The following is a 19,694-nucleotide window of genomic DNA, read 5'->3' on the forward strand; positions in this document are numbered from 1 at the left end:
TGCGGTCCAGTTGGCGGCGCGTCCACAAGATGCCTGCCGCCGGCTTCCACCCGAATCTGACATCGATCAGAAGAAAGCGAGAATCACATGCAGCGCAGAAACATTCTGAAAGCCCTCTCCGCAGTGGTCGCGAGCGCCGCGATCGTCACCAGCTTCGGCGCCCATGCCGACGACAAGGTCATCAAGGTCGGCACCATCGGCGGCCCGGATGCGCAAATCTGGGAAGTCGTCACCAAGGTGGCGAAGCGCGAAGGCCTGAACGTCAAGGTCGTCGAATTCAACGACTACGTGCAGCCGAACGCGGCACTCGATGCAGGCGATCTCGATGCCAACAGCTTCCAGCATCAGCCGTATCTGGATAGCCAGGTCAAGCAACGTGGCTATAAGATCGTCAATGCCGGCCTCACGTACATCTCGCCGCTCGGCATCTACTCGAAGAAGCTCAAGTCGCTGAAGGATCTGCCGCAAGGCGCGAAGATCGCGGTGCCTAACGATCCCTCGAATGAAAACCGCGCGCTGCTGCTGTTGCAGGCACAAGGCGTGGTCAAGCTGAAGGCCGGGGCGGGCACCAACGGAAATAACGCAACGCCGCTCGACGTCGCCGAGAATCCGAAGAAGATCAAGCTGGTCGAACTCGACGCCGCCCAACTGCCGCGCTCGCTGTCGGACGTCGACGCGGCCGCGATCAACACGAACTTCGCGCTGGCCGCCGGCTTGCAGCCGACCAAAGATGCGATCGCGCTGGAGGACATCCACAGCCCGTACGCCAACCTGATCGCCGTGCGCACACAGGATAAGGACAAGCCGTGGGTCAAGAAGCTGGTCGCGGCTTACCAGTCGGAAGACGTGCGTCAGTTCATCAAGACGCAGTTCAAGGGCTCGGTGGTGCCGTCGTTCTGAGCGATTGAGTGTGAAACCAGGCTGTAAACTGGAAACGCCACGGGAAACCGTGGCGTTTTTTTTAGTTCACGACGCGTCCCGGCCTACAACTCCAGTTCCCATCGCTCGATTGCCAGATCCTGGCCGAAACGGCGCTCCGCAGTCGTGCTGGCGAGTCTGAAGCCGGCGCGCTCGCATAGCCGGCGCGGATCATCGAGCATGCTGGCGGTGGTCAGCGTGAGCTTGGTGTAACCCGCGCGTCTTGCGAACCGCACGCATTCGCCCAGCAACAGCGTGCCGATGCCCAGACGCTGCACGTCCGGTTCGACCCACAGAAGCCGCACACCCGCCACCGTCGTCGAGACGCCGACGATGCACACCGAGCCGACCACCATGCCTTCCTGATCGGCGATCCAGCAGGTCTCCCGCACCGGATCATTGTGTTGCGCGTAATCCGCGACAATGCGTGCGAGCAGGCCTTCGAACGATTGATCCCAGCCGTATTGCGCGGCGAACCACTGCGCCTGCCGATGCACGAGCCAGCCGCATTCGCCGACGCGCGGTTGCCGCAGCGCCACGGTTTCGCGCCTTGCTTTGTCGCTGAGCAGCCGCTCGATGAGCTTCATCGCGGTGATCAGTTGTTCCTGCGCGAGCGCGGGGAGGCCGTCCAGCAAGGCCGACACTTCGTCGATCGCGGCGGCATCGAGCGGCGCGTAGGCCGCATGGCCACTGTCGGTGAGGGCGATGAACGACTGACGTGCGTCCGTATCGGACGGACGTCGCGTGATCAGGTTGCGTCGTTCGAAGCTGGTCAGAAGGCGGCTCAGATAACCGCTGTCGAGCCCAAGATTGCGCCCGAGCACCGAGGCCGTCTGTGCGCGTCCGCGGGACAACTCATGCAGAACGCGCACCTCCGTCAGCGAGAAGGCACTCTTTGCCAGATGCTCGTGCAGCGCGCCAATGTGCTGGGTATAGAAGCGATTGAAGTGGCGGACGGCCTGAGCGCGCCACAGCGCCTCGGAATCAGTCAAGTGCTGCTCCCCGGAATTTTTTACTGGCTTCGTACACAGCACTATATTTGAAGCCCATCCATTAAAAAAGACGCCACAGCGATGGGCAGATCAAACTGGTATGTGCAATGTATCAATTCGGGGGCATATCGTCAGCCAGGGTGAGAACCAATAGGACCGGGTGGACCCCGAGTGGACCCTTACAGGATCCCGAATACGGGTAAATCCCGATCCCCGAATTGGACTGCCCGAGGTCCGCAAATCACCCTCTCACGCCTGTCCAGCAAGGCTTCGGGCCATTTCATACCAGCATAGAACCAGTCGATTGACTGGTATTATGTTGGTTATATAATGGGCTCTCATTTCTCGTAGGCCGTACTCTCCACGACGACCGCCGGAGCCCCATGGAAACTCGCTGGTCCGCACTGATGCCTGACGCCCGCAACGTCACGCCGCTCTATTTGCAGCTCGCGCGCAATCTTGCGACGGCGATCCGCTGCGGTGTGTGGTCGGCGGGTGAGGCGCTGCCTTCGGAGCGCACGCTGTCGGATGCGATCGGCGTGTCGCGCATCACCGCGCGTAAGGCGATCGAATTGCTGGTCGAGCAAGGCTTGATCCGGCGGGCGCGTGGCGCGGGCAGCTTCATTACGCCGCGCGTCGAAGACCCGCTGTCACGGCTCACCGGTTTCACGAAAAAGATGCAGCAACGCGGCTTCCGGCCGGATTCGGTGTGGCTCGAGCGCGATATCCGCGCCGCCAACCGTGACGAGCTGGTGCACCTCGGCCTGTCGCCCGGTGCCGCGGTGGCGAGCTTGCGGCGCCTGCGGCGCGCTGACGGCATCGTCATGGCGGTCGAGCATTCGGCGCTGCCGGCGGCCATCGTGCCCGATCCGCAGGCAGTCGGCGCGTCGCTATACAGCTATCTGGAACAACGTGGCGCCGCTGTCGTGCGCGCGTTGCAGCACTTCCGCGCGGTCAATGCTTCGAGTGAGATCGCCTCGTTGATGGATATCGAACCGCGCTCGGCGCTGCTGGTCATTACCCGTATCGGCTACAGCGCCGATCAGCGCGCGATCGAGCTGACCGACACTTATTGTCGCGACGACTACTACGACTTTGTCGCTGAATTGCGTACCTGAACGAGCGAGGCGAAAAGCCTTCACAGGTGGCGCCCGTCAGCGCAACTCAGTCATACCCCGCATTACTGCCTCACCAGAGAGAGACATGCTGACCGGAAACATACTCACCACCGACGGGTGGATTCACGGCACGCTCGAATTTGAAAACGGCCGCATCACGGCGCTGACTGGCGAACGCGTCGATCCGTCGACGAACGACGCGCCGTACATCCTGCCAGGCTTCATTGATTTGCACGTGCACGGCGGCGGCGGCTCCGACGTGATGGAAGCCGGCGACGCAATCGAAACCATCACCCGAACGCATGCGCGTTATGGCACGACCAGCCTGCTCGCCACCACGATGACCGCGCCGCGCGACGAACTGATGCGCGTGGTGGCCGGTCTCGGCGACGTGGCGCGCATCCGTACGCCAGGCGGCGCACGCGTGCTCGGCGTGCATCTGGAAGGGCCGTACATCAATCCCGGCAAGCTTGGCGCGCAACCGGACGCGGCGGTCTCGGCGGTGATGGACGAAGTGCTGAAATACCTGTCGATCGCGCCGATTCGCGTCGTCACGCTGGCGCCGGAAATCGCCGGCCACATGGAGATCATCTCCGAGATGGCGGCGCGCGGCGTGCGCGTCCAGCTTGGCCATTCGCTCGGCACGTACGACGACGCCGTCGCCGCGCTGAAGCATGGCGCATGTGGCTTCACGCACCTGTTCAACGCCATGTCGCCGCTGCACCACCGCAATCCTGGCCTTGTCGGCGCTGCGCTCGCGCACGCCGAATTCGCCGAAATCATTCCCGATTTGCTGCACGTCCATCCGGGTGCGATCCGCGCTGCGTTGCGCGCGATTCCGCGCCTGTATGTGGTGACGGACAGCACCTCCGCCACCGGCATGCCCGACGGTGAATATCGTCTCGGCAGTCAGCGCGTGACGAAGTGTCTCGGCGGTGTACGTCTTGCCGACGGCACGCTGGCCGGCAGCACCCTGACGATGGATCAGGCACTGCGCAATCTTGTTTCGATCGGCTTGCCGATCGCCGATGTGTCAAACCGTTTGTCGCGCTACGCCGCCGACTACCTCGGCATCGAAGACCGCGGCCGCATCGCGCGCGGCGCGTGGGCCGACGTGGTCGTGTTCGACCGTGAACTGGCGTTGACCGCGACTTACGTCGAAGGAGAATCAATTGTCGAATATGCTTAAAGAGGCGTTGGCGTCCGCTGAAACGGTCGCCGCGCAACTGACGGACACCTCGCGCGTCGCCGCATTGGCCACGAAGCTCGCGGAGAAGCCGCGCCATGTCGCGCTGACGGTTGCGCGCGGCAGCTCGGACCACGCGGCGAGTTATTTCGCCAGCCTGACGATGAGCCGTCTCGGCCTGCCGGTCGCTTCACTGCCGATGTCGGTCGCCACGCTGCAACAGGCGCCGCTGCAGGTGCGCGATCAACTCGCGCTGGCGTTCTCGCAATCGGGCAAAAGTCCTGATCTGGTTGGCACGATGGAAGCACTGCGTCACGCCGGCGCGTTGACGGTCGCCGCTGTGAATGCGCCGAGCTCGCCGCTGGCCGACGCCTGCGAATGGCATCTGCCGCTCGTCGCCGGTCCTGAACTGAGCGTCGCCGCCACCAAGAGCTATATCGCGATGCTGTCGATTTCCGCGCAACTGGTCGCGCACTGGCAGAAGGACGCCGAACTGCTCGCCGCTTTGCAGGCGCTGCCGGAAGCGCTGCAGACGGCCGGCAAGCTCGACTGGTCAAACGCGGTGGATGAATTGCGTGGCATCGAACGCATGATCGTCATCGGTCGCGGGCTGGGTCTCGCGATTGCCCAGGAAGCCGCGCTGAAACTGAAGGAAACCTCCGGCATTCAGGCCGAGGCGTTTTCGAGTGCGGAAGTGCGGCACGGTCCAATGGAACTGATCGACCGCGACTACCCGCTGCTGGTCTTTGCCCCGCGCGGCCCGGAACAGGCCGGCCTGCTGCAGCTCGCGCGCGACATGCAGGCGCGCGGCGCCCGGGTGCTGCTCGCCGCGCCGGCCGATGTGCCGGAAGCGACCTTGCCGCTTGCTGTTACCGCTCACGCGGCGCTCGATCCGATCGCCGCGATCCTGTCCTTTTATGTGATGGCCGCCGGCCTTGCCGCCGCGCGTGGGCGCAATCCTGATGCGCCGCGCCATCTCAACAAAGTCACCGAAACTCACTGATCGAGAAATCAGATGCGACGTGTCGAGGAGTCCCGCTTGATGAGCCATTCTGAAGGCCATATTGTTTTGCTTGCGCCGATGACCGGTCCGGTCGTGCTGCTGGCGAACGTACCCGACCCTGTGTTTTCGGGCGGCATGTTCGGCGACGGTATCGGCGTCGATCCGCTCGAGGGCCGGCTCGTCGCACCATGCGACGGCACCGTCACCCATCTCGCGCGCACCGGTCACGCGGTGACGCTCGCAACCGCCGAAGGCGCGGAAATTCTGCTGCATATCGGTATCGATACAGTTGAACTGAATGGCAAAGGCTTCGCGCCGATGGTCGCGCAAGGTGCGCACGTGCGAGCCGGCGACGTCCTGATCGAGTTCGATCAGGACCAGGTTGCGCTGAATGCGCGGAGTCTCGTATCGGTGATCGCGATTGCCAATTCGGACGCCTTCGAGATTGTCGAGCGCATCGACGGCGGCAGGCTCAAGGCCGGCGAAACGCCGTTGCTGGTGCTGCGCGCTCGCGCCGGCGCAGCGGCCGAGGCATCGCGCGCCGCGACTCACGTCACGGAAGAAGCCCGTCAGCAAGTCACGCTGGTTCACGCCGGTGGCTTGCATGCGCGACCGGCGGCGCGCGCGCGTGAAGCAGCGCGCGGCTTCGACGCACGCGTCGAAGTGCGTTACGAAGGACGCAAGGCGGCGATCGAGAGCGTGGTGGGTTTGCTCGGCCTGGGCGCGGGCGAGGGCGCGACCGTTGAACTGCTCGGTGTCGGCCCGCAAGCCAAAGCCGCGATCGAAGCGATCGCCCACGAATTGACGCGTGAAGCGCACGGCGAGGTCGAAGAGAAGCCGGCGCGCCAAAGCTCACCCGCGCCGCAAACCGTCGCGCGCGCGGCGGGTGAACCGCTCGCGGCGAATACGCTGGCAGGTGTGTGCGCGGCGCCCGGCGTGGCGGTCGGCAAGCTGGTGCGCTGGGACGACGCGGACATCGATCCGCCGGAAAAGGCGAACGGTACGTCGGCAGCCGAGAGCCGTCTGCTCGACACGGCGATTGCCGCTGTAGATGCCGACCTTGACACAACTGTGCGCGACGCATCGCAACGTGGCGCCGTGGGCGAAGCAGGGATTTTCTCGGTGCATCGCGTGCTGCTTGAAGATCCGGGCCTGATCGACGCCGCCCGCGATCTGATCAGCCTCGGCAAGAGCGCCGGTTTTGCGTGGCGCAAAGCGATCCGTGCACAGATCGGCATCCTGACGAATATCGAAGACGCGTTGCTCGCCGAGCGCGGCGCCGACCTGCGCGACATCGAAAAACGCGTGTTGCGCGCGCTGGGTTATACCAACGCCGCTGCGCGGGTCTTGCCGGAAGAAGCTGTACTGGCGGCGGAAGAATTCACCCCGTCCGATCTGTCGTCGCTCGATCGTTCGCGCGTCACCGCACTGGTGATGGCACGCGGCGGCGCGACTTCGCATGCGGCGATTCTCGCGCGGCAAGCGGGCATTCCGGCGCTGGTGGCGGTGGGCGACGCCTTGCATGCGATTCCGGAAGGCACGCAAGTGGTGGTGAACGCCACGACGGGGCGCCTCGAATATGCGCCGACCGAACTCGATGTCGAACGCGCGCGTCTGGAGCGCAGCCGCCTTGCCGGTGTGCGCGAAGCGAACCGTCGCACCTCGCAGCAAGCCGCTGTCACGTCTGACGGCCGCGCGATCGAAGTGGCCGCGAACATCGCCACACTCGACGACGCGAAAACCGCCGTCGATAACGGCGCCGATTCCGTCGGCCTGCTGCGCACTGAGCTGTTGTTCATCCACCGCGCTGCTGCCCCGACCACGGACGAGCATCGTCAAAGTTACCAGGCCATCGTCGACGCGTTGAGCGGCCGCACCGCGATCATTCGCACGCTGGACGTCGGCGCCGACAAGGAAGTCGATTACCTGACGCTGCCGCCCGAGCCGAATCCGGCGCTTGGCCTGCGTGGCATCCGCCTCGCGCAAGTCCGCCCCGATCTGCTCGACGACCAGTTGCGCGGTCTGCTGGCTGTGCAACCGCTGGGCGCCGTGCGCATCCTGCTGCCGATGGTCACCGATGTCGGCGAGCTGATCCGCATCCGCAAACGCATCGACGAATTCGCTCGCGAAGCGGGCCGCACGGAGCCGATCGAAGTCGGCGTGATGATCGAAGTGCCGTCGGCGGCGTTGCTCGCCGATCAACTGTCGCAACACGCGGATTTCCTGTCGATCGGCACGAACGATCTGACGCAATACACGCTTGCAATGGACCGTTGCCAAGCCGATCTCGCGGCGCAAGCCGACGGCCTGCATCCGGCCGTCCTGCGGCTGATCGCTGCGACCGTGCAGGGCGCGAACAAGCATGGAAAATGGGTTGGCGTATGCGGCGCACTGGCGGGTGACCCGCTGGCAATGCCGTTGCTCGTCGGCCTTGGCGTGACCGAGCTGTCGGTGGATCCGGTGTCAGTGCCGGGCATCAAGGCGCGAGTGCGCAACCTCGATTATCAGCTGTGCCGCCAGCGCGCCCAGGATGCCCTGGCGCTTGAATCGGCACAGGCGGTAAGAGCAGTGAGCCGCGAAACCTGGCCTTTGGACTGAACCCCACACAGTCCCCAGGCAGATTCGCACAATAACCACGTAAAGCTAAGACTCGACGACGATCGACGATCGAGACAAGGATTGGAGGTTTCGATGGATGGAAATCCGTTTCTGAAGATTCAGCGCCTGGGACGCGCGCTGATGCTGCCAATTGCGGTGCTGCCGGTTGCCGGCCTGCTGCTGCGACTGGGCCAGCCCGATGTGTTCAACATCAAGATGATCGCCGACGCCGGCGGCGCGATTTTCGACAACCTGCCGCTGCTGTTCGCCATTGGCGTGGCGGTCGGTTTCGCGAAAGACAATAACGGCGTAGCGGGTCTCGCGGGCGCGATCGGTTATCTGGTCGAAGTCGCGGTCATGAAGGACATCAATGACAAGCTCAATATGGGCGTGTTGTCGGGGATCGTGGCGGGTATCGTCGCGGGCTTGCTGTACAACCGGTACAAGGATATCAAGCTGCCTGATTACCTCGCGTTCTTCGGAGGGAAACGCTTCGTGCCGATTGTCACGGGGGTAGTCTGCCTGGGGCTTGGCATCGTGTTCGGCTACGTGTGGCAGCCGGTGCAAGCCGTGATCGATACGGCTGGCCATTGGCTGACAACGGCCGGTGCGCTCGGCGCATTCGTGTTCGGCGTGCTGAACCGCTTGCTGCTCGTGACGGGTCTGCATCACATCCTGAATTCGCTGACGTGGTTCGTGTTCGGCAACTTCACGCCGCCGGGTGGCGCCGCCGTGACGGGTGACCTGCACCGCTTCTTCGCGGGCGATCCGACTGCGGGCACCTTCATGACGGGCTTTTTCCCGATCATGATGTTCGGTCTGCCGGCAGCCTGTCTGGCGATGTATCACGAGGCACCGAAAGAGCGCCGCGCGATGGTGTTCGGCCTGCTGGTCTCGATGGGTTTGACGTCCTTCCTGACGGGCGTGACCGAGCCGATCGAATTCAGCTTCATGTTCCTCGCGCCGGTGCTGTATGTGATTCACGCGTTGCTCACGGGTCTGTCTCTGGCAATCTGCTCGGCGCTCGGCATTCATCTCGGGTTCACGTTTTCGGCGGGCTTCATCGACTACGTGCTGAACTACGGCCTGTCGACCAAGGGCTGGTGGGCGATCCCGATCGGCATCGTGTACTCGCTGCTGTACTACGGGCTGTTCCGCTTCTTCATCCGCAAGTTCAATATGGCGACGCCGGGTCGCGAGCCCGCCGCAGAAGAAGAACAGGTCGAGTCGTTCACGGCTGGTGGTTTCGTTTCGCCGGTAGCGGGTGCTGCCATACCGCGCGCAGAGCGTTATATCACTGCGCTGGGCGGCGCGTCGAACCTGACAGTGGTGGATGCCTGCACGACGCGTCTGCGTCTGTCGGTGGTCGATTCGAACAAGGTCTCGGAAAACGAACTGAAGACGATCGGCGCACGTGGCGTGCTCAAGCGCGGCTCGACCAATGTGCAGGTGATCATCGGACCGGAAGCGGACATCATCGCTGATGAAATCCGCACCGTGATCGCGCAAGGTGGTGGCGCTGCGGTGAAGCCGGCGGCGGTTGCCTCCGCGCCCGTTGCTGCTGCCGCTCCGGTGGCCGCGGCCAGGACTGCGCAAGGCGGCCCGCTCGACCCCGATCCGTTGCGCTGGCTGGCAGTGTTCGGCGGCGCGGGCAATGTGGTGTCGCTGGATGCCGTGGCGGCGACGCGTCTGCGTATCGTCGTGCGCGATCCGTCGGCGGTCGATCGTCAGCGTCTGGCTACGCTCGATACGGCGTGGGTTTCGGCGGATACGTTCCACATTGTTGTCGGCGATGCCGCGCAGCGCTACGCGGAACAACTGGCGATGCGTCTGGCGCCGATGGGCGGAGCCAATCCTCTGCCGGCCTGACGCAGTGTTGACGGAGCGGCCTCTGCCGCTTCCGTTTCCGCGGTAATGCAGCAATAAAAAAGCGGCACCTTGATTCAAGGTGCCGCTTTTTTTTCGTTTACCGCCGCGTGGCCGGCAAACGTTCCATCAGTGCGTCTTCTGCTTTCCTGCTTCCATCGGACGGCGTGATTCGAGCCACATCACGTTGATGATGCCAAAGGCCAACGCTACGCCAATGCCGAGAAGCCAGCTGAAATACCACATCACAAACTCCTGTTATCCGTTTTCCTGATCAGTACATTGAATGGCGATTTTCTTCGAGCGCCGCAGCGGTTACCTTGCCTCGCATCACGCGATACACCCAGCTTGTGTAGATCAGGATGATCGGCAGGAAGATGATCACGGCGATCAGCATGATCTGCAGCGTCATGCGGCTGGAGGTCGAGTCCCAGACCGTCAGACTGCTGCGGCCGTCGAGCGATGACGGCATGATGAACGGGAACATGGAGAAGCCCGCCGTCAGGATCACGCCGATGATCATCAGCGAGGTGGACAGGAAGGCGCTCTTTTCAAAACGCGAACGCGCCAGCAGCAAGGCCAACACGCCGCCGACGAGGCCCGCCACCGGTGCGGCCACCATCCACGGGTAGGTGGCGTAGTTGGTGAGCCACAAGCCCGGCGCACCCAGCACATTTTTCAGCAGCGGATTGGCGACGGTATCGAGCGGGGGGGCGTCGATGATCTGATAGCCGCCGATCATCGTTGCAATCAACGCGCCGGCAATCAGGAACAGCACCACGCCGACGAACGAAGCAACGCGCAGCGCCGTCGAAGCGCGCTCGGCGATGACGCCGTCCGTCTTCATTTTCACGAACGCAGCGCCGTGCGCGGCCAGCATCGACACGCTGACGAGCCCGCACAACACCGCAAACGGGTTGAGCAGCGCAAAGAAGCTGCCGTGATACGTGACGCGAAGATCGGTGTCGAAGGAAAAGGGCACGCCTTGCAGCAGATTGCCGAACGCGACGCCGAACACCAGCGCCGGCACGAAGCCGCCGACGAACAACGCCCAGTCCCATGCGCTACGCCAACGCGGGTCCTCACGCTTGCTGCGGTAATCGAAACCGACCGGGCGGAAGAACAGCGAGAACAGCACCAGCAGCATGGCGAAGTAAAAGCCGGAGAATGATGCGGCATACACCAGCGGCCACGCGGCGAACATCGCGCCGCCCGCGGTGATGAGCCAGACCTGATTGCCTTCCCAGGTCGCGCCAACCGTGTTCACGACGATACGCCGCTCGGTGTCGGTCTTGCCGATGAACGGCAGCAGAATCGCCGCGCCCATGTCGAAGCCGTCGGTGAGCGCGAAGCCGATCAGCAGCACGCCGATCAACACCCACCAGATCAGTTTGAGGGTTGCGTAATCCATGATGATCTTTCCCTTGAAACGGAGTGGCGGCGAATCATGCGGCCGTATTGGTCGGCAGCGGCTGATTCAGTGGCTGTTGCTGTTCGTGGTGATAGCGCCCGGTATGCAGCGACGAAGGCCCGAGTCGCGCGTACTTGAACATCAGCATGATTTCGATGATGAACAACACCGTGTAGAACACGACGAAGCCGGCAATACTCAGATACAGATCGCCCGGCGTAAGGCTCGACGCGGACAAGGCAGTGGGCAGAATGCCCGCGATGGTCCATGGCTGGCGGCCCACTTCAGCAACGATCCAGCCGAATTCGGCGGCGAGCCAGGGCAACGGAATCGCCCACACGGCCCAGCGCAGGAACCAGCGGCGCTTGTCGAGCAGCAGGGAACGTTGCGCGCAGAACCAGAACGCCAGCACAAAGGTTGCGAGGAACAGGAGGCCGAGGCCGACCATCAGACGGAACGAAAAGAACACGGGCGCCACCGGCGGAATCGTCTTCTTGGCGGCCTGCACGACCTGATCCGGCGTTGCATCGGTGACGTTCGCGGTGAACTGCTTGAGCATCAGGCCGTAACCGAGATCTTTCTTGTGCGCTTCGAATTGGGTCTTGGCCTCGTCGGTCGCGTCGCCTTGCTTGAGTTTCTGCAGGGCTTCATAGGCCAGCATGCCGTTCCTGATGCGCACTTCGTTCTGTGCCATCAGATCTTTGAGACCGACCACCGGTTCATCGAGTGACCGCGTGGCGATGATGCCAAGCGCATACGGAATGCGGATTGCGTAGTCGGTTCGCTCTTCCTTCTGATTCGGAATGCCGAAGATTGTGAACGGTGCGGGTGCCGGCGCCGTTTCCCACTCGGATTCGATCGCGGCCAGTTTTACTTCCTGAACTTCGCCGGTGCGGTAGCCGGATTCGTCGCCGAGGACGATTACGCAGAGCGTGGACGCGAGACCGAAACCGGCAGCAATCGCAAACGAGCGCAGGGCGAATTCCGTATCGCGGCGCTTGAGCAGATACCACGACGACACACCGAGCACGAACATCGACGCCGTCACGTAACCGGCGGATACCGTGTGGACGAACTTCACTTGCGCAACGGGATTGAACAGCACCGAAAAGATGCTGTCGAGTTCCATGCGCATGGTCTGGTAATTGAAGGTGGCGCCGACCGGATTATTCATCCAGCCGTTGGCCACCAGAATCCACAACGCGGACAGATTCGAGCCAAGCGCGACGAGGAACGTGACGACTACGTGTTGCACTTTCGAGAGCCGGTTCCAGCCGAAGAAGAACAGCCCGACAAAGGTCGACTCGAGAAAAAACGCCATCAGGCCTTCAACGGCCAGCGGTACGCCGAAGATGTCGCCGACATAGTGCGAGTAGTACGACCAGTTGGTGCCGAACTGGAATTCCAGCGTCAGACCCGTGGTCACGCCCATCGCAAAGTTGATGCCGAACAGCTTGCCCCAGAATTGGGTCATGTCCTTGTAGATCTGCTTGCCGGTCATGACATAGACCGACTCCATGATGACCAGCAGCCAGGACAGGCCGAGCGTAAGTGGCACGAACAGAAAGTGATAAAGCGCCGTGATGGCGAACTGGAGGCGCGACAGTTCTACGACTTCGCTAACGGGCATGTTGATCACCTTGGGACGGATGCGAGGCAGGCACGGACAGCAACGCCTGCGCGACTTGCTCAGGCGGCAGCGACATATGCTCCGCCTGCGGATGATTGAAGAACGCGTATTTCAGCACCATCAGCAGTACAAATTTGATGCTGAGGACAATGACGATATCCCGCGCCAGCGTTGGGCCGCGCACCCAGCCGGCGAGCCGCTTGCGCAAGCTGGGACGACGGGTGTTATGGCGATTGAGGGCTATGGTCATGATCGGTCGAAGGCGACTTCACACCGGCGATTCCGGTTGGATCCAGGCCGCTTCAGCGGTCTGGCGAGTGCATGCCGATTCTAGGAGCAGTGACCTTGCACGCGCGAGTGCGGCACTGCGGCATTGGGTCGCGAAGCTCGCGCCCTTTGGACAGTATTGCTATGGGGTTTGTGGTACGTCAAGAAATGCCTGCTGGCTGGGCATGGCCTTGTGAGCGCACGGGCATGCGCGAGTGCGCCTTCGTGTGGACAGAAAAAAGCCCCGCCTTCTTTCGAAGGCGGGGCCTGGCGACTGAATGCTGCACGCCGGGCGAGCCGGCGAACTGTATGTTTTAGACTTTACGCATACTCGGTCAGTGCGCCACGCATTTTCTTCATGGCGCTTGCTTCAATCTGACGGATGCGTTCGGCCGACACGCCGAATTCGTCAGCCAGTTCGTGCAGCGTCGAACCGCCCGAGCCGTCGTCTTCCACCTTCAGCCAACGGGCCTCGATGATACGGCGGCTGCGTGCGTCCAGCGCTTCCAGCGCGCTGGCAATGCCATCGCTTTGCAGCTTGTCGCGTTGCCGCGATGCCAGCACGGCGGTCGGCTCGCTATGCGAGTCGGCAAGATAGGCGATCGGCGCGTATGACTCTTCGCCGTCTTCAACCTGGCCTTCCAGCGCGATGTCGCCGCCGGATAGGCGCGTTTCCATTTCCGACACTTCTTCGCGCTTCACGTTCAGCTCTTTGGCGAGACCTTCGATCTCGTCAGGCGTGAACGCACCCAGGCCCTGCTTGTGGCTGCGCAGGTTGAAGAACAGCTTGCGCTGCGCCTTGGTGGTGGCGACCTTCACCATGCGCCAGTTGCGCAGGATGTATTCGTGAATCTCAGCCTTGATCCAGTGCATGGCGTACGACACGAGGCGCACATTCTGCTCCGGATCGAAGCGCTTCACGGCCTTCATCAGGCCGATATTGCCTTCCTGGATCAGGTCGGCATGCGGCAGTCCGTAACCGAGGTAGTTGCGCGCAATCGACACGACCAGCCGCAGGTGCGACAGGACGAGACGGCGCGCGGACTCGAGGTTGTCCTGCTCGCGAAATTCTGTGGCGAACTGGCGTTCTTCCGCCGGCGTCAGCATCGGAATCCGATTTACGGCCTGGATGTAGGCGTCGATATTGCCCAGTTGACCGGGCAGCAGCGAGGAATGCGAGAGCGCCAGTGCACCTGCCGAAGCGGCCTTAGCCGACGACGGGCTCAGAGTACTCGGAAGGGTCATTGCATGGCTCACGTAGGAAACTCCTTTGGAATCAGACAAAAGCGTATTCAGTTAAACGACTCCAGCGTTGGATGTTAGCACTCTGAATTGCCGAGTGCTAATACTTAGAGGCCGTAGGGGCATCCAAGTTCCGCAAATTCCTATTGAAATTTGGCTTTCGATAGCCATGATACGCCCGGGCCGGATGTCTTGCTCGGGCCGTAGTATTTACCTAACCAACAGCCTTCAGTCTCATAAGTGACCGATATTTTCCAGATTCGAGGTGACTAATGTCGAAAATTTAGATTTCTCCATACGATCCACCGGATTCAGATTGTCTTTAGAATAGGCAAAACTGTTGCAGACGATCAACGTTCGACTCGCTCGGGTGTTCGATGAAGAACAAAAAAAACGTTTTGCGTGGTCTGGTTCTGAAGGCCGCGTCTGTTGCCGTGCTGTGTAGCGCTTCGGAACTCGCGGTGGCTGACCAGTTCGGCGTGCAGGTCGCGGGTGGCGTGGCGGATGATCACGTCAAAAAACTCGACCTCGGTTTCGTCTGGGATCCGAATCTGACCTGGTGGCAGATAGGCGACTGGCATTTCGCGCTGATCGGCGAGGCCCATGCGGCCTGGTGGCACACCGACGAAGGAAACGTACACGAGAACATCGGCGAATTTGGTGTCACGCCGATCATTCGCTTCATCAAGGCATCGGGGTCGATTCGCCCCTTTATCGAAGCAGGGGCGGGTATCCGGCTACTAACGAGTCCCACGTTATCTTCCGACTTCACACTGTCCACGGCGTTCCAGTTCACGCCCATGGCGGGCGTTGGCGTGCAGGTCGGCAACCGCCAGCAGTACCAGGTGGGCTATCGCTTCCAGCATATTTCCAATGGCGGTATCAAAGAGCCCAATCCTGGTATAAATTTCCACCAGCTATATTTGCAATATAACTTCTGACGACCGTGGCCACGTTCGGCTCACCGGTGCGAGGGGCTGAGCAATGGCGGCAAAGATAATCGAAGCGATTCGCGGACTCGAGCGCGAGCGCTTTCGTGCGATGGTCGACGGTGATGGGTCGTCGCTCGATGCGCTGCTCGCGGAGAACGTGAGCTATGTCCACACGAACGGCAAACGTGAAACGAAGCGGCAGTTCATCGACGGCATCACCGCCGGGCGCCGCCGCTATCGGCAGATCGAGGTGCAGTCCCAGGATGTTCTCCCCGTGGGGCGCGAGACCTGTGTCGTCACCGGCCGCGCGCTGATCGAGATGGAAGCGAACAACGGCGCCTTGCTGTTCCCGATCGCCTACACGGCGATTCACATCCAGGAAGACGGGCAATGGCGCCTGATCGCCTGGCAGGCGACACGTTGCGCGATCGAGTGAATTTTTTACGCTCACATTGCTTCAGCGAGCGCGTCTGGCGAGCATTCGCGAGGCACCAGCAGGCAGGGCGCGCTGTTCGGTTCCCGCTGGCGCGTATCACCCGCATACGGATGCCGCGGATGCACCGGCATCTGATTGCAGCGCTCGACCACGCGCCGCACCGCAGCGTCAGTTCCGCCGCGGCCAGCGCGGTGTGATGAGCACCGCGGGGTACATACCCAACGCCCGTCACAAGGGCGTTTTCGCGACGTCCACGATCAGTTCGACTTGCCGCTCGATCGCGCTTGGCACCGGCGCTTCGCCGCGCAGCACGGCATCGATCCACGCGGCCGTGGTTGGCGCGTCGCGCGCTTCGGGCAGGTCGACTTCAGGCGCGTCGGGCGACGAGCGCTCGTGCGGCACGCGGGTTTCGCAGAGGCCGTCGTGCAGCCAGTCCACCTGCACCTGACGCCGCGTATCGGCAACGGCTTCGCCTTCGGTGCCGCGCGCGAGCAGTGCGCCGCCGTCGGCTGCATCCGGATGCGTGCTGAACAACTGTGTCAGGCTGTCGCGATACGGCGGGTGCGTATAGTTCACGAGCCGTAGCCCTGCCGGCGTGAACGGCTGCAGGATCTTGACGAGCGTGTGCGTCGAGTTGCGCACGCCCATGCGTCGACGCAAGGCGAGCAGACGTGCGAGTTTCGGCGCCAATACGCCGATCGGTGCGAAAGCGAGGCGGCGCTCGGCGAGACCGTCTTCGATATCGGCATGCGATCGCGCGTGCGGAATCTGCAGGTGCGTGAAGATTTCCGCGCTCGTCACGCGGCCCGGATCTTCGGTGACGCCATGCACGAGAACCGGAACGCCTTCGCGCGCCAGCAGCAACGCGAGTAGCGGGACCAGATTCGGCTGTTTGCGCGCGCCGTTATAGGTCGGAATCGAGACGGGCCGGAACGCGCCATGCGGCAGATGAATGGGGTCGAACGATGCATGTGCGCCGGCCAGCATCGCGGCGAGTTCGTCCGCTGTTTCGCCTTTCACGCGATACGCCAGCAGCACCGCGCCGAGTTCGAGGTCTGACACGCGGCCGTCGAGCATCGCGCTGTAGAGCGCGAGGGTATCTTCAGCGGTCAGCGCGCGGGCGCCGTTCGGGCCGCGGCCAATTTCCTTGATGAAGCGGGCGCAGGGGAAGGGGATGGCGGTGTCGGCGGAGTCGGTCATCGGGTGCAGGGGACGGTGGGCTGCCGTTGCAGGTTGCAAAGCGGTCGGCCACGGAATTCAAAGGACGCTGTTGGGTGTGAGTATCGCATCTATAGCGGTCCGGTGAGCCGAAGTGCCTCGACCGTCGGCAGTGCGTCTGCCTGTCCGACGGGCGCGCGCCGGGCATTCTCGCGCGTTACACTCGATGTTTTATCGCCGCGCAGTCGGCACAAGTCAATTCAAAAAGCGGAGAACGGGATGAGTTACGTATTTGCACCCGCACCGGTGGTCGCGGTGCCGGTCGTCGGGTCCAGCGAGCAGTTCGCGGTGCGTCGCATTTACTGCGTGGGTCGCAACTACGAGGCGCACGCGCGCGAGATGGGGCACGATCCCGACCGCGAGCCGCCGTTCTTCTTCGCCAAGCCGGCGGATGCCGTGCTGTACGTGGCGCCCGGTGCGACTGGCGAATTCCCCTATCCGTCGCAATCGAAGAACGTGCATTTCGAAATGGAAATGGTCGCGGCGATCGGCAGAGGCGGCAAGGACATTCCTGCTGAGAGCGCGCTCGACCACGTGTACGGCTACGCGCTCGGTCTCGACATGACGCGCCGCGATCTGCAGGCGGAGGCCAAGAAGCTCGGTCGACCGTGGGACACCGCCAAGGGCTTCGACCACTCGGCGCCGCTGGGTCCGATTCATCCGGTCACCACGGTCGGACATGTCGACAAGGGCGCGATCTGGTTGTCGGTGAATGGCGAAGAAAAACAAAGCTCGGACGTCTCGCAACTGATCTGGTCGGTGGCGGAGACCATCGCGTATCTGTCCACGCTGTTCGAACTGCAGCCAGGTGACCTGATTTTCACCGGCACGCCGGAGGGTGTCGGCGCGATCGTGCAGGGCGATCTGATGAAGGGCGGCGTCGACGGGCTCGGCGAGCTCAGCGTTCGCGTCGTCTGAAAGAAGAGGGGGAGACAGGCATGAAGCTTTACAGCTATTTCCGTAGCTCGGCGTCCTATCGCGTGCGCATTGCGCTAAACGTGAAGAATCTGCCCTACGACTACGTGCCGGTGCACCTCGTGCGCGACGGCGGCGAGCAGTTGAAGCCGGAGTACCGCAAGGTCAATCTGGACGGCATCGTGCCTACGTTTGTCGACGGTAACGAGGCGATGCCGCAGTCGCTTGCGATCATCGAGTATCTGGAGGAGACGCACCCGGAGCCACCGCTGTTGCCCACAGTGCCCTGCGATCGGGCGTACGTGCGGTCGGTCGCCTTACAGGTGGCGTGCGAGATTCATCCGTTGAACAACCTGCGCGTGCTGAAGTATCTGAAGCACACGTTGCGTGTCGATGAGGATGCGAAGGACGCGTGGTACAGGCATTGGATCGACGCTGGATTCGCGACCCTCGACGCCCATCTGGCGGGCGATCCCCGCACCGGCAAGCTATGTTTCGGCGACACGCCGACGTTGGCCGACACGTGTCTGATCCCGCAGGTGTTCAACGCGCAGCGCTTCAAGATCGATACGGCGAAATTCCCGACGATTCAGCGCATCTACGATCACGCAATGCAGCTTGACGCCTTTGCTCGTGCCGCGCCTGGCGTGCAGCCGGACGCGGAATGACGCGGAGTGACGAATGACGGAGCAGGTTGAATGAAAAAAAGGGCACTCGAAAGAGCGCCCTTTTTTTATGCCAGTGCCGGCTCGCTTGCTCAGCCGCCCAGCAAGGCGTCCGAAAATTCTTCTGCGCTGAAAGGCTGCAGATCCTCGACCTTCTCGCCGACGCCGATGAAGTACACCGGAATCGGACGCTGCCGGGCGATCGCGGCAAGTATGCCGCCCTTGGCCGTGCCGTCGAGCTTGGTGACGATCAGGCCGGTGAGGCCGAGCGCGTCGTCGAAGGCTTTGACCTGAGCGAGCGCGTTCTGGCCGGTGTTCGCATCGATCACCAGCAGCACCTCGTGCGGCGCGCCGTCTTGTGCCTTGCCGATCACGCGCTTCACCTTGCGCAACTCTTCCATCAGATGCAGCTGGGTCGGCAGACGGCCGGCCGTGTCCGCCATCATCACGTCGATCTTGCGCGCACGCGCAGCGCCGACCGCGTCGAAGATCACTGCGGCCGGGTCGCCGCTTTCCTGCTGCACCACGGTGACATTGTTGCGTTGTCCCCAGATGGCGAGCTGCTCACGCGCGGCGGCGCGGAAGGTATCGCCCGCGGCCAGCAGCACCGATTGGTCGAAGCTCTGCAGGTGCTTCGCAAGCTTGCCGATGCTGGTGGTTTTGCCCGCACCGTTGACGCCCGCGATCATCATGACGAGCGGCTGCGCGCGGCCGAGCATCAGCGACTTTTCCAGCGGTTTGAGCAGATCGACGAGCAGCGTGCGCAGCGCCGTTTTCACCTGTTGAGGATCGGCGAGGCGCTCGGCGCGGACTTTCTCCCGCAGCGATTCGAGCAGGAATTCGGTTGCGTCGACGCCCGCGTCCGACATCAGCAACGCGGTTTCAAGTTCTTCGTAAAGATCCTCGTCGATCTTCGTGCCGACGAAAATACCCGTCAGGCTCGAACTCGTCTTGGAGAGCCCGCTTTTCAGGCGGGTCAGCCACGAGCGCCTGGCACCTTCGTCCTGCAACGGCGGCGGGACGACCTCGACGGTTTCCAGCGCGGACTCTTCCGGCTGTGGTTCGTCCGCCAACGGTGCAGCTTCCGCCGGCGTTTCGACACGCGGGGCGGCCGGTGCTTCTATAGTGCGCTCGGGCGCCAGGGCTTCCGGCGCGGTCTGCGATTCTTCTGGCGCGTTATCGGACTCTTTCGAACCCTTGAATCGTTTGAAAAAGCTGAACATGATGTGGCGTGGTGAGAGCGCGCGCCGGTGCGCGCAGCCGGCACAGGACCGGCGGGAGCGGCAGGCAGCGTTGC

At 62.7% G+C, this 19,694-nt stretch carries 18 protein-coding genes; 10 read left to right on the forward strand and 8 right to left on the reverse strand.

The window, feature by feature from the left end; translation table 11 throughout:
• Positions 1-87 precede the first annotated feature (87 nt).
• Positions 88-900 carry a MetQ/NlpA family ABC transporter substrate-binding protein gene (locus tag PQR27_RS01535; protein WP_408521975.1) on the forward strand — a complete coding sequence of 271 codons (813 nt, stop codon included), beginning with the start codon at positions 88-90 and terminating at the stop codon, positions 898-900.
• An 83-nt stretch (positions 901-983) separates the two neighbouring features.
• On the opposite strand, the gene PQR27_RS01540 is transcribed toward PQR27_RS01535, so the two are convergent.
• A complete protein-coding gene (locus PQR27_RS01540) occupies positions 984-1,910 on the reverse strand; it encodes a bifunctional helix-turn-helix transcriptional regulator/GNAT family N-acetyltransferase (RefSeq protein ID WP_408521976.1) in 927 nt (308 codons plus the stop codon).
• A 383-nt stretch (positions 1,911-2,293) separates the two neighbouring features.
• On the opposite strand from PQR27_RS01540, the gene PQR27_RS01545 reads away from it, so the two are divergent.
• The 5 genes from PQR27_RS01545 to nagE all read left to right on the forward strand — a co-directional run bounded on the left by PQR27_RS01545 (position 2,294) and on the right by nagE (position 9,684).
• Positions 2,294-3,028 (forward strand): GntR family transcriptional regulator, encoded by a 735-nt coding sequence (locus PQR27_RS01545; RefSeq protein ID WP_408521977.1) that lies wholly within the window; start codon positions 2,294-2,296, stop codon positions 3,026-3,028.
• A gap of 85 nt (positions 3,029-3,113) precedes the next feature.
• Positions 3,114-4,217 carry an N-acetylglucosamine-6-phosphate deacetylase gene (gene nagA, locus PQR27_RS01550; RefSeq protein ID WP_408521978.1) on the forward strand — a complete coding sequence of 368 codons (1,104 nt, stop codon included), beginning with the start codon at positions 3,114-3,116 and terminating at the stop codon, positions 4,215-4,217.
• Entirely contained in the window at positions 4,210-5,217 is a 1,008-nt protein-coding gene (locus tag PQR27_RS01555) for an SIS domain-containing protein (protein ID WP_408525373.1), read from the forward strand. The genes nagA and PQR27_RS01555 overlap by 8 nt, the downstream gene beginning before the upstream one ends.
• A gap of 12 nt (positions 5,218-5,229) precedes the next feature.
• On the forward strand, positions 5,230-7,815 hold the full coding sequence (ptsP, locus tag PQR27_RS01560) for a phosphoenolpyruvate--protein phosphotransferase (protein ID WP_408521979.1): 2,586 nt from the start codon (positions 5,230-5,232) through the stop codon (positions 7,813-7,815).
• Between the two features lie 93 nt (positions 7,816-7,908).
• Positions 7,909-9,684, forward strand: a complete 1,776-nt coding sequence (gene nagE, locus PQR27_RS01565) for an N-acetylglucosamine-specific PTS transporter subunit IIBC (protein ID WP_408521980.1) — start codon at positions 7,909-7,911, stop codon at positions 9,682-9,684.
• Positions 9,685-9,810: 126 nt separating this feature from the next.
• Here nagE and cydX read toward each other — a convergent pair whose 3' ends face one another.
• The 5 genes from cydX to rpoH all read right to left on the reverse strand — a co-directional run bounded on the left by cydX (position 9,811) and on the right by rpoH (position 14,246).
• Complete coding sequence (gene cydX, locus PQR27_RS01570; RefSeq protein ID WP_408521981.1) at positions 9,811-9,927, reverse strand: cytochrome bd-I oxidase subunit CydX; 117 nt, start codon at positions 9,925-9,927, stop codon at positions 9,811-9,813.
• Between the two features lie 28 nt (positions 9,928-9,955).
• A complete protein-coding gene (cydB, locus tag PQR27_RS01575; RefSeq protein WP_408521982.1) occupies positions 9,956-11,092 on the reverse strand; it encodes a cytochrome d ubiquinol oxidase subunit II in 1,137 nt (378 codons plus the stop codon).
• A gap of 34 nt (positions 11,093-11,126) precedes the next feature.
• Positions 11,127-12,722, reverse strand: coding sequence for a cytochrome ubiquinol oxidase subunit I (locus tag PQR27_RS01580; RefSeq protein ID WP_408521983.1), 1,596 nt, complete (start codon positions 12,720-12,722; stop codon positions 11,127-11,129).
• Positions 12,712-12,972 carry a cytochrome oxidase putative small subunit CydP gene (gene cydP, locus PQR27_RS01585; protein WP_408521984.1) on the reverse strand — a complete coding sequence of 87 codons (261 nt, stop codon included), beginning with the start codon at positions 12,970-12,972 and terminating at the stop codon, positions 12,712-12,714. Before cydP ends, PQR27_RS01580 begins: the two co-directional genes overlap by 11 nt.
• A 338-nt stretch (positions 12,973-13,310) precedes the next feature.
• Positions 13,311-14,246, reverse strand: coding sequence for an RNA polymerase sigma factor RpoH (gene rpoH / locus PQR27_RS01590; RefSeq protein WP_408521985.1), 936 nt, complete (start codon positions 14,244-14,246; stop codon positions 13,311-13,313).
• 362 nt (positions 14,247-14,608) lie between these two features.
• On the opposite strand from rpoH, the gene PQR27_RS01595 reads away from it, so the two are divergent.
• Positions 14,609-15,172, forward strand: coding sequence for an acyloxyacyl hydrolase (locus tag PQR27_RS01595; RefSeq protein ID WP_408521986.1), 564 nt, complete (start codon positions 14,609-14,611; stop codon positions 15,170-15,172).
• A 43-nt stretch (positions 15,173-15,215) separates the two neighbouring features.
• The gene (locus PQR27_RS01600) at positions 15,216-15,599 is read left to right on the forward strand and encodes a nuclear transport factor 2 family protein (protein ID WP_408521987.1); all 384 of its coding nucleotides are present in this window, start codon (positions 15,216-15,218) and stop codon (positions 15,597-15,599) included.
• Between the two features lie 228 nt (positions 15,600-15,827).
• Here the strand turns inward: PQR27_RS01600 and ybiB are convergent, their stop codons facing one another.
• Positions 15,828-16,799, reverse strand: a complete 972-nt coding sequence (ybiB, locus tag PQR27_RS01605; RefSeq protein WP_408521988.1) for a DNA-binding protein YbiB — start codon at positions 16,797-16,799, stop codon at positions 15,828-15,830.
• Between the two features lie 237 nt (positions 16,800-17,036).
• Here ybiB and PQR27_RS01610 point away from each other — a divergent pair, with 237 nt between their 5' ends.
• Positions 17,037-17,735, forward strand: coding sequence for a fumarylacetoacetate hydrolase family protein (locus PQR27_RS01610; RefSeq protein ID WP_408521989.1), 699 nt, complete (start codon positions 17,037-17,039; stop codon positions 17,733-17,735).
• 20 nt (positions 17,736-17,755) lie between these two features.
• Positions 17,756-18,400, forward strand: a complete 645-nt coding sequence (gene maiA / locus PQR27_RS01615) for a maleylacetoacetate isomerase (protein ID WP_408521990.1) — start codon at positions 17,756-17,758, stop codon at positions 18,398-18,400.
• 89 nt (positions 18,401-18,489) lie between these two features.
• On the opposite strand, the gene ftsY is transcribed toward maiA, so the two are convergent.
• Entirely contained in the window at positions 18,490-19,620 is a 1,131-nt protein-coding gene (ftsY, locus tag PQR27_RS01620) for a signal recognition particle-docking protein FtsY (RefSeq protein WP_408521991.1), read from the reverse strand.
• Positions 19,621-19,694 lie beyond the last annotated feature (74 nt).

This window comes from Paraburkholderia fungorum, from assembly GCF_046027215.1.
Lineage (GTDB): Bacteria > Pseudomonadota > Gammaproteobacteria > Burkholderiales > Burkholderiaceae > Paraburkholderia > Paraburkholderia fungorum_D.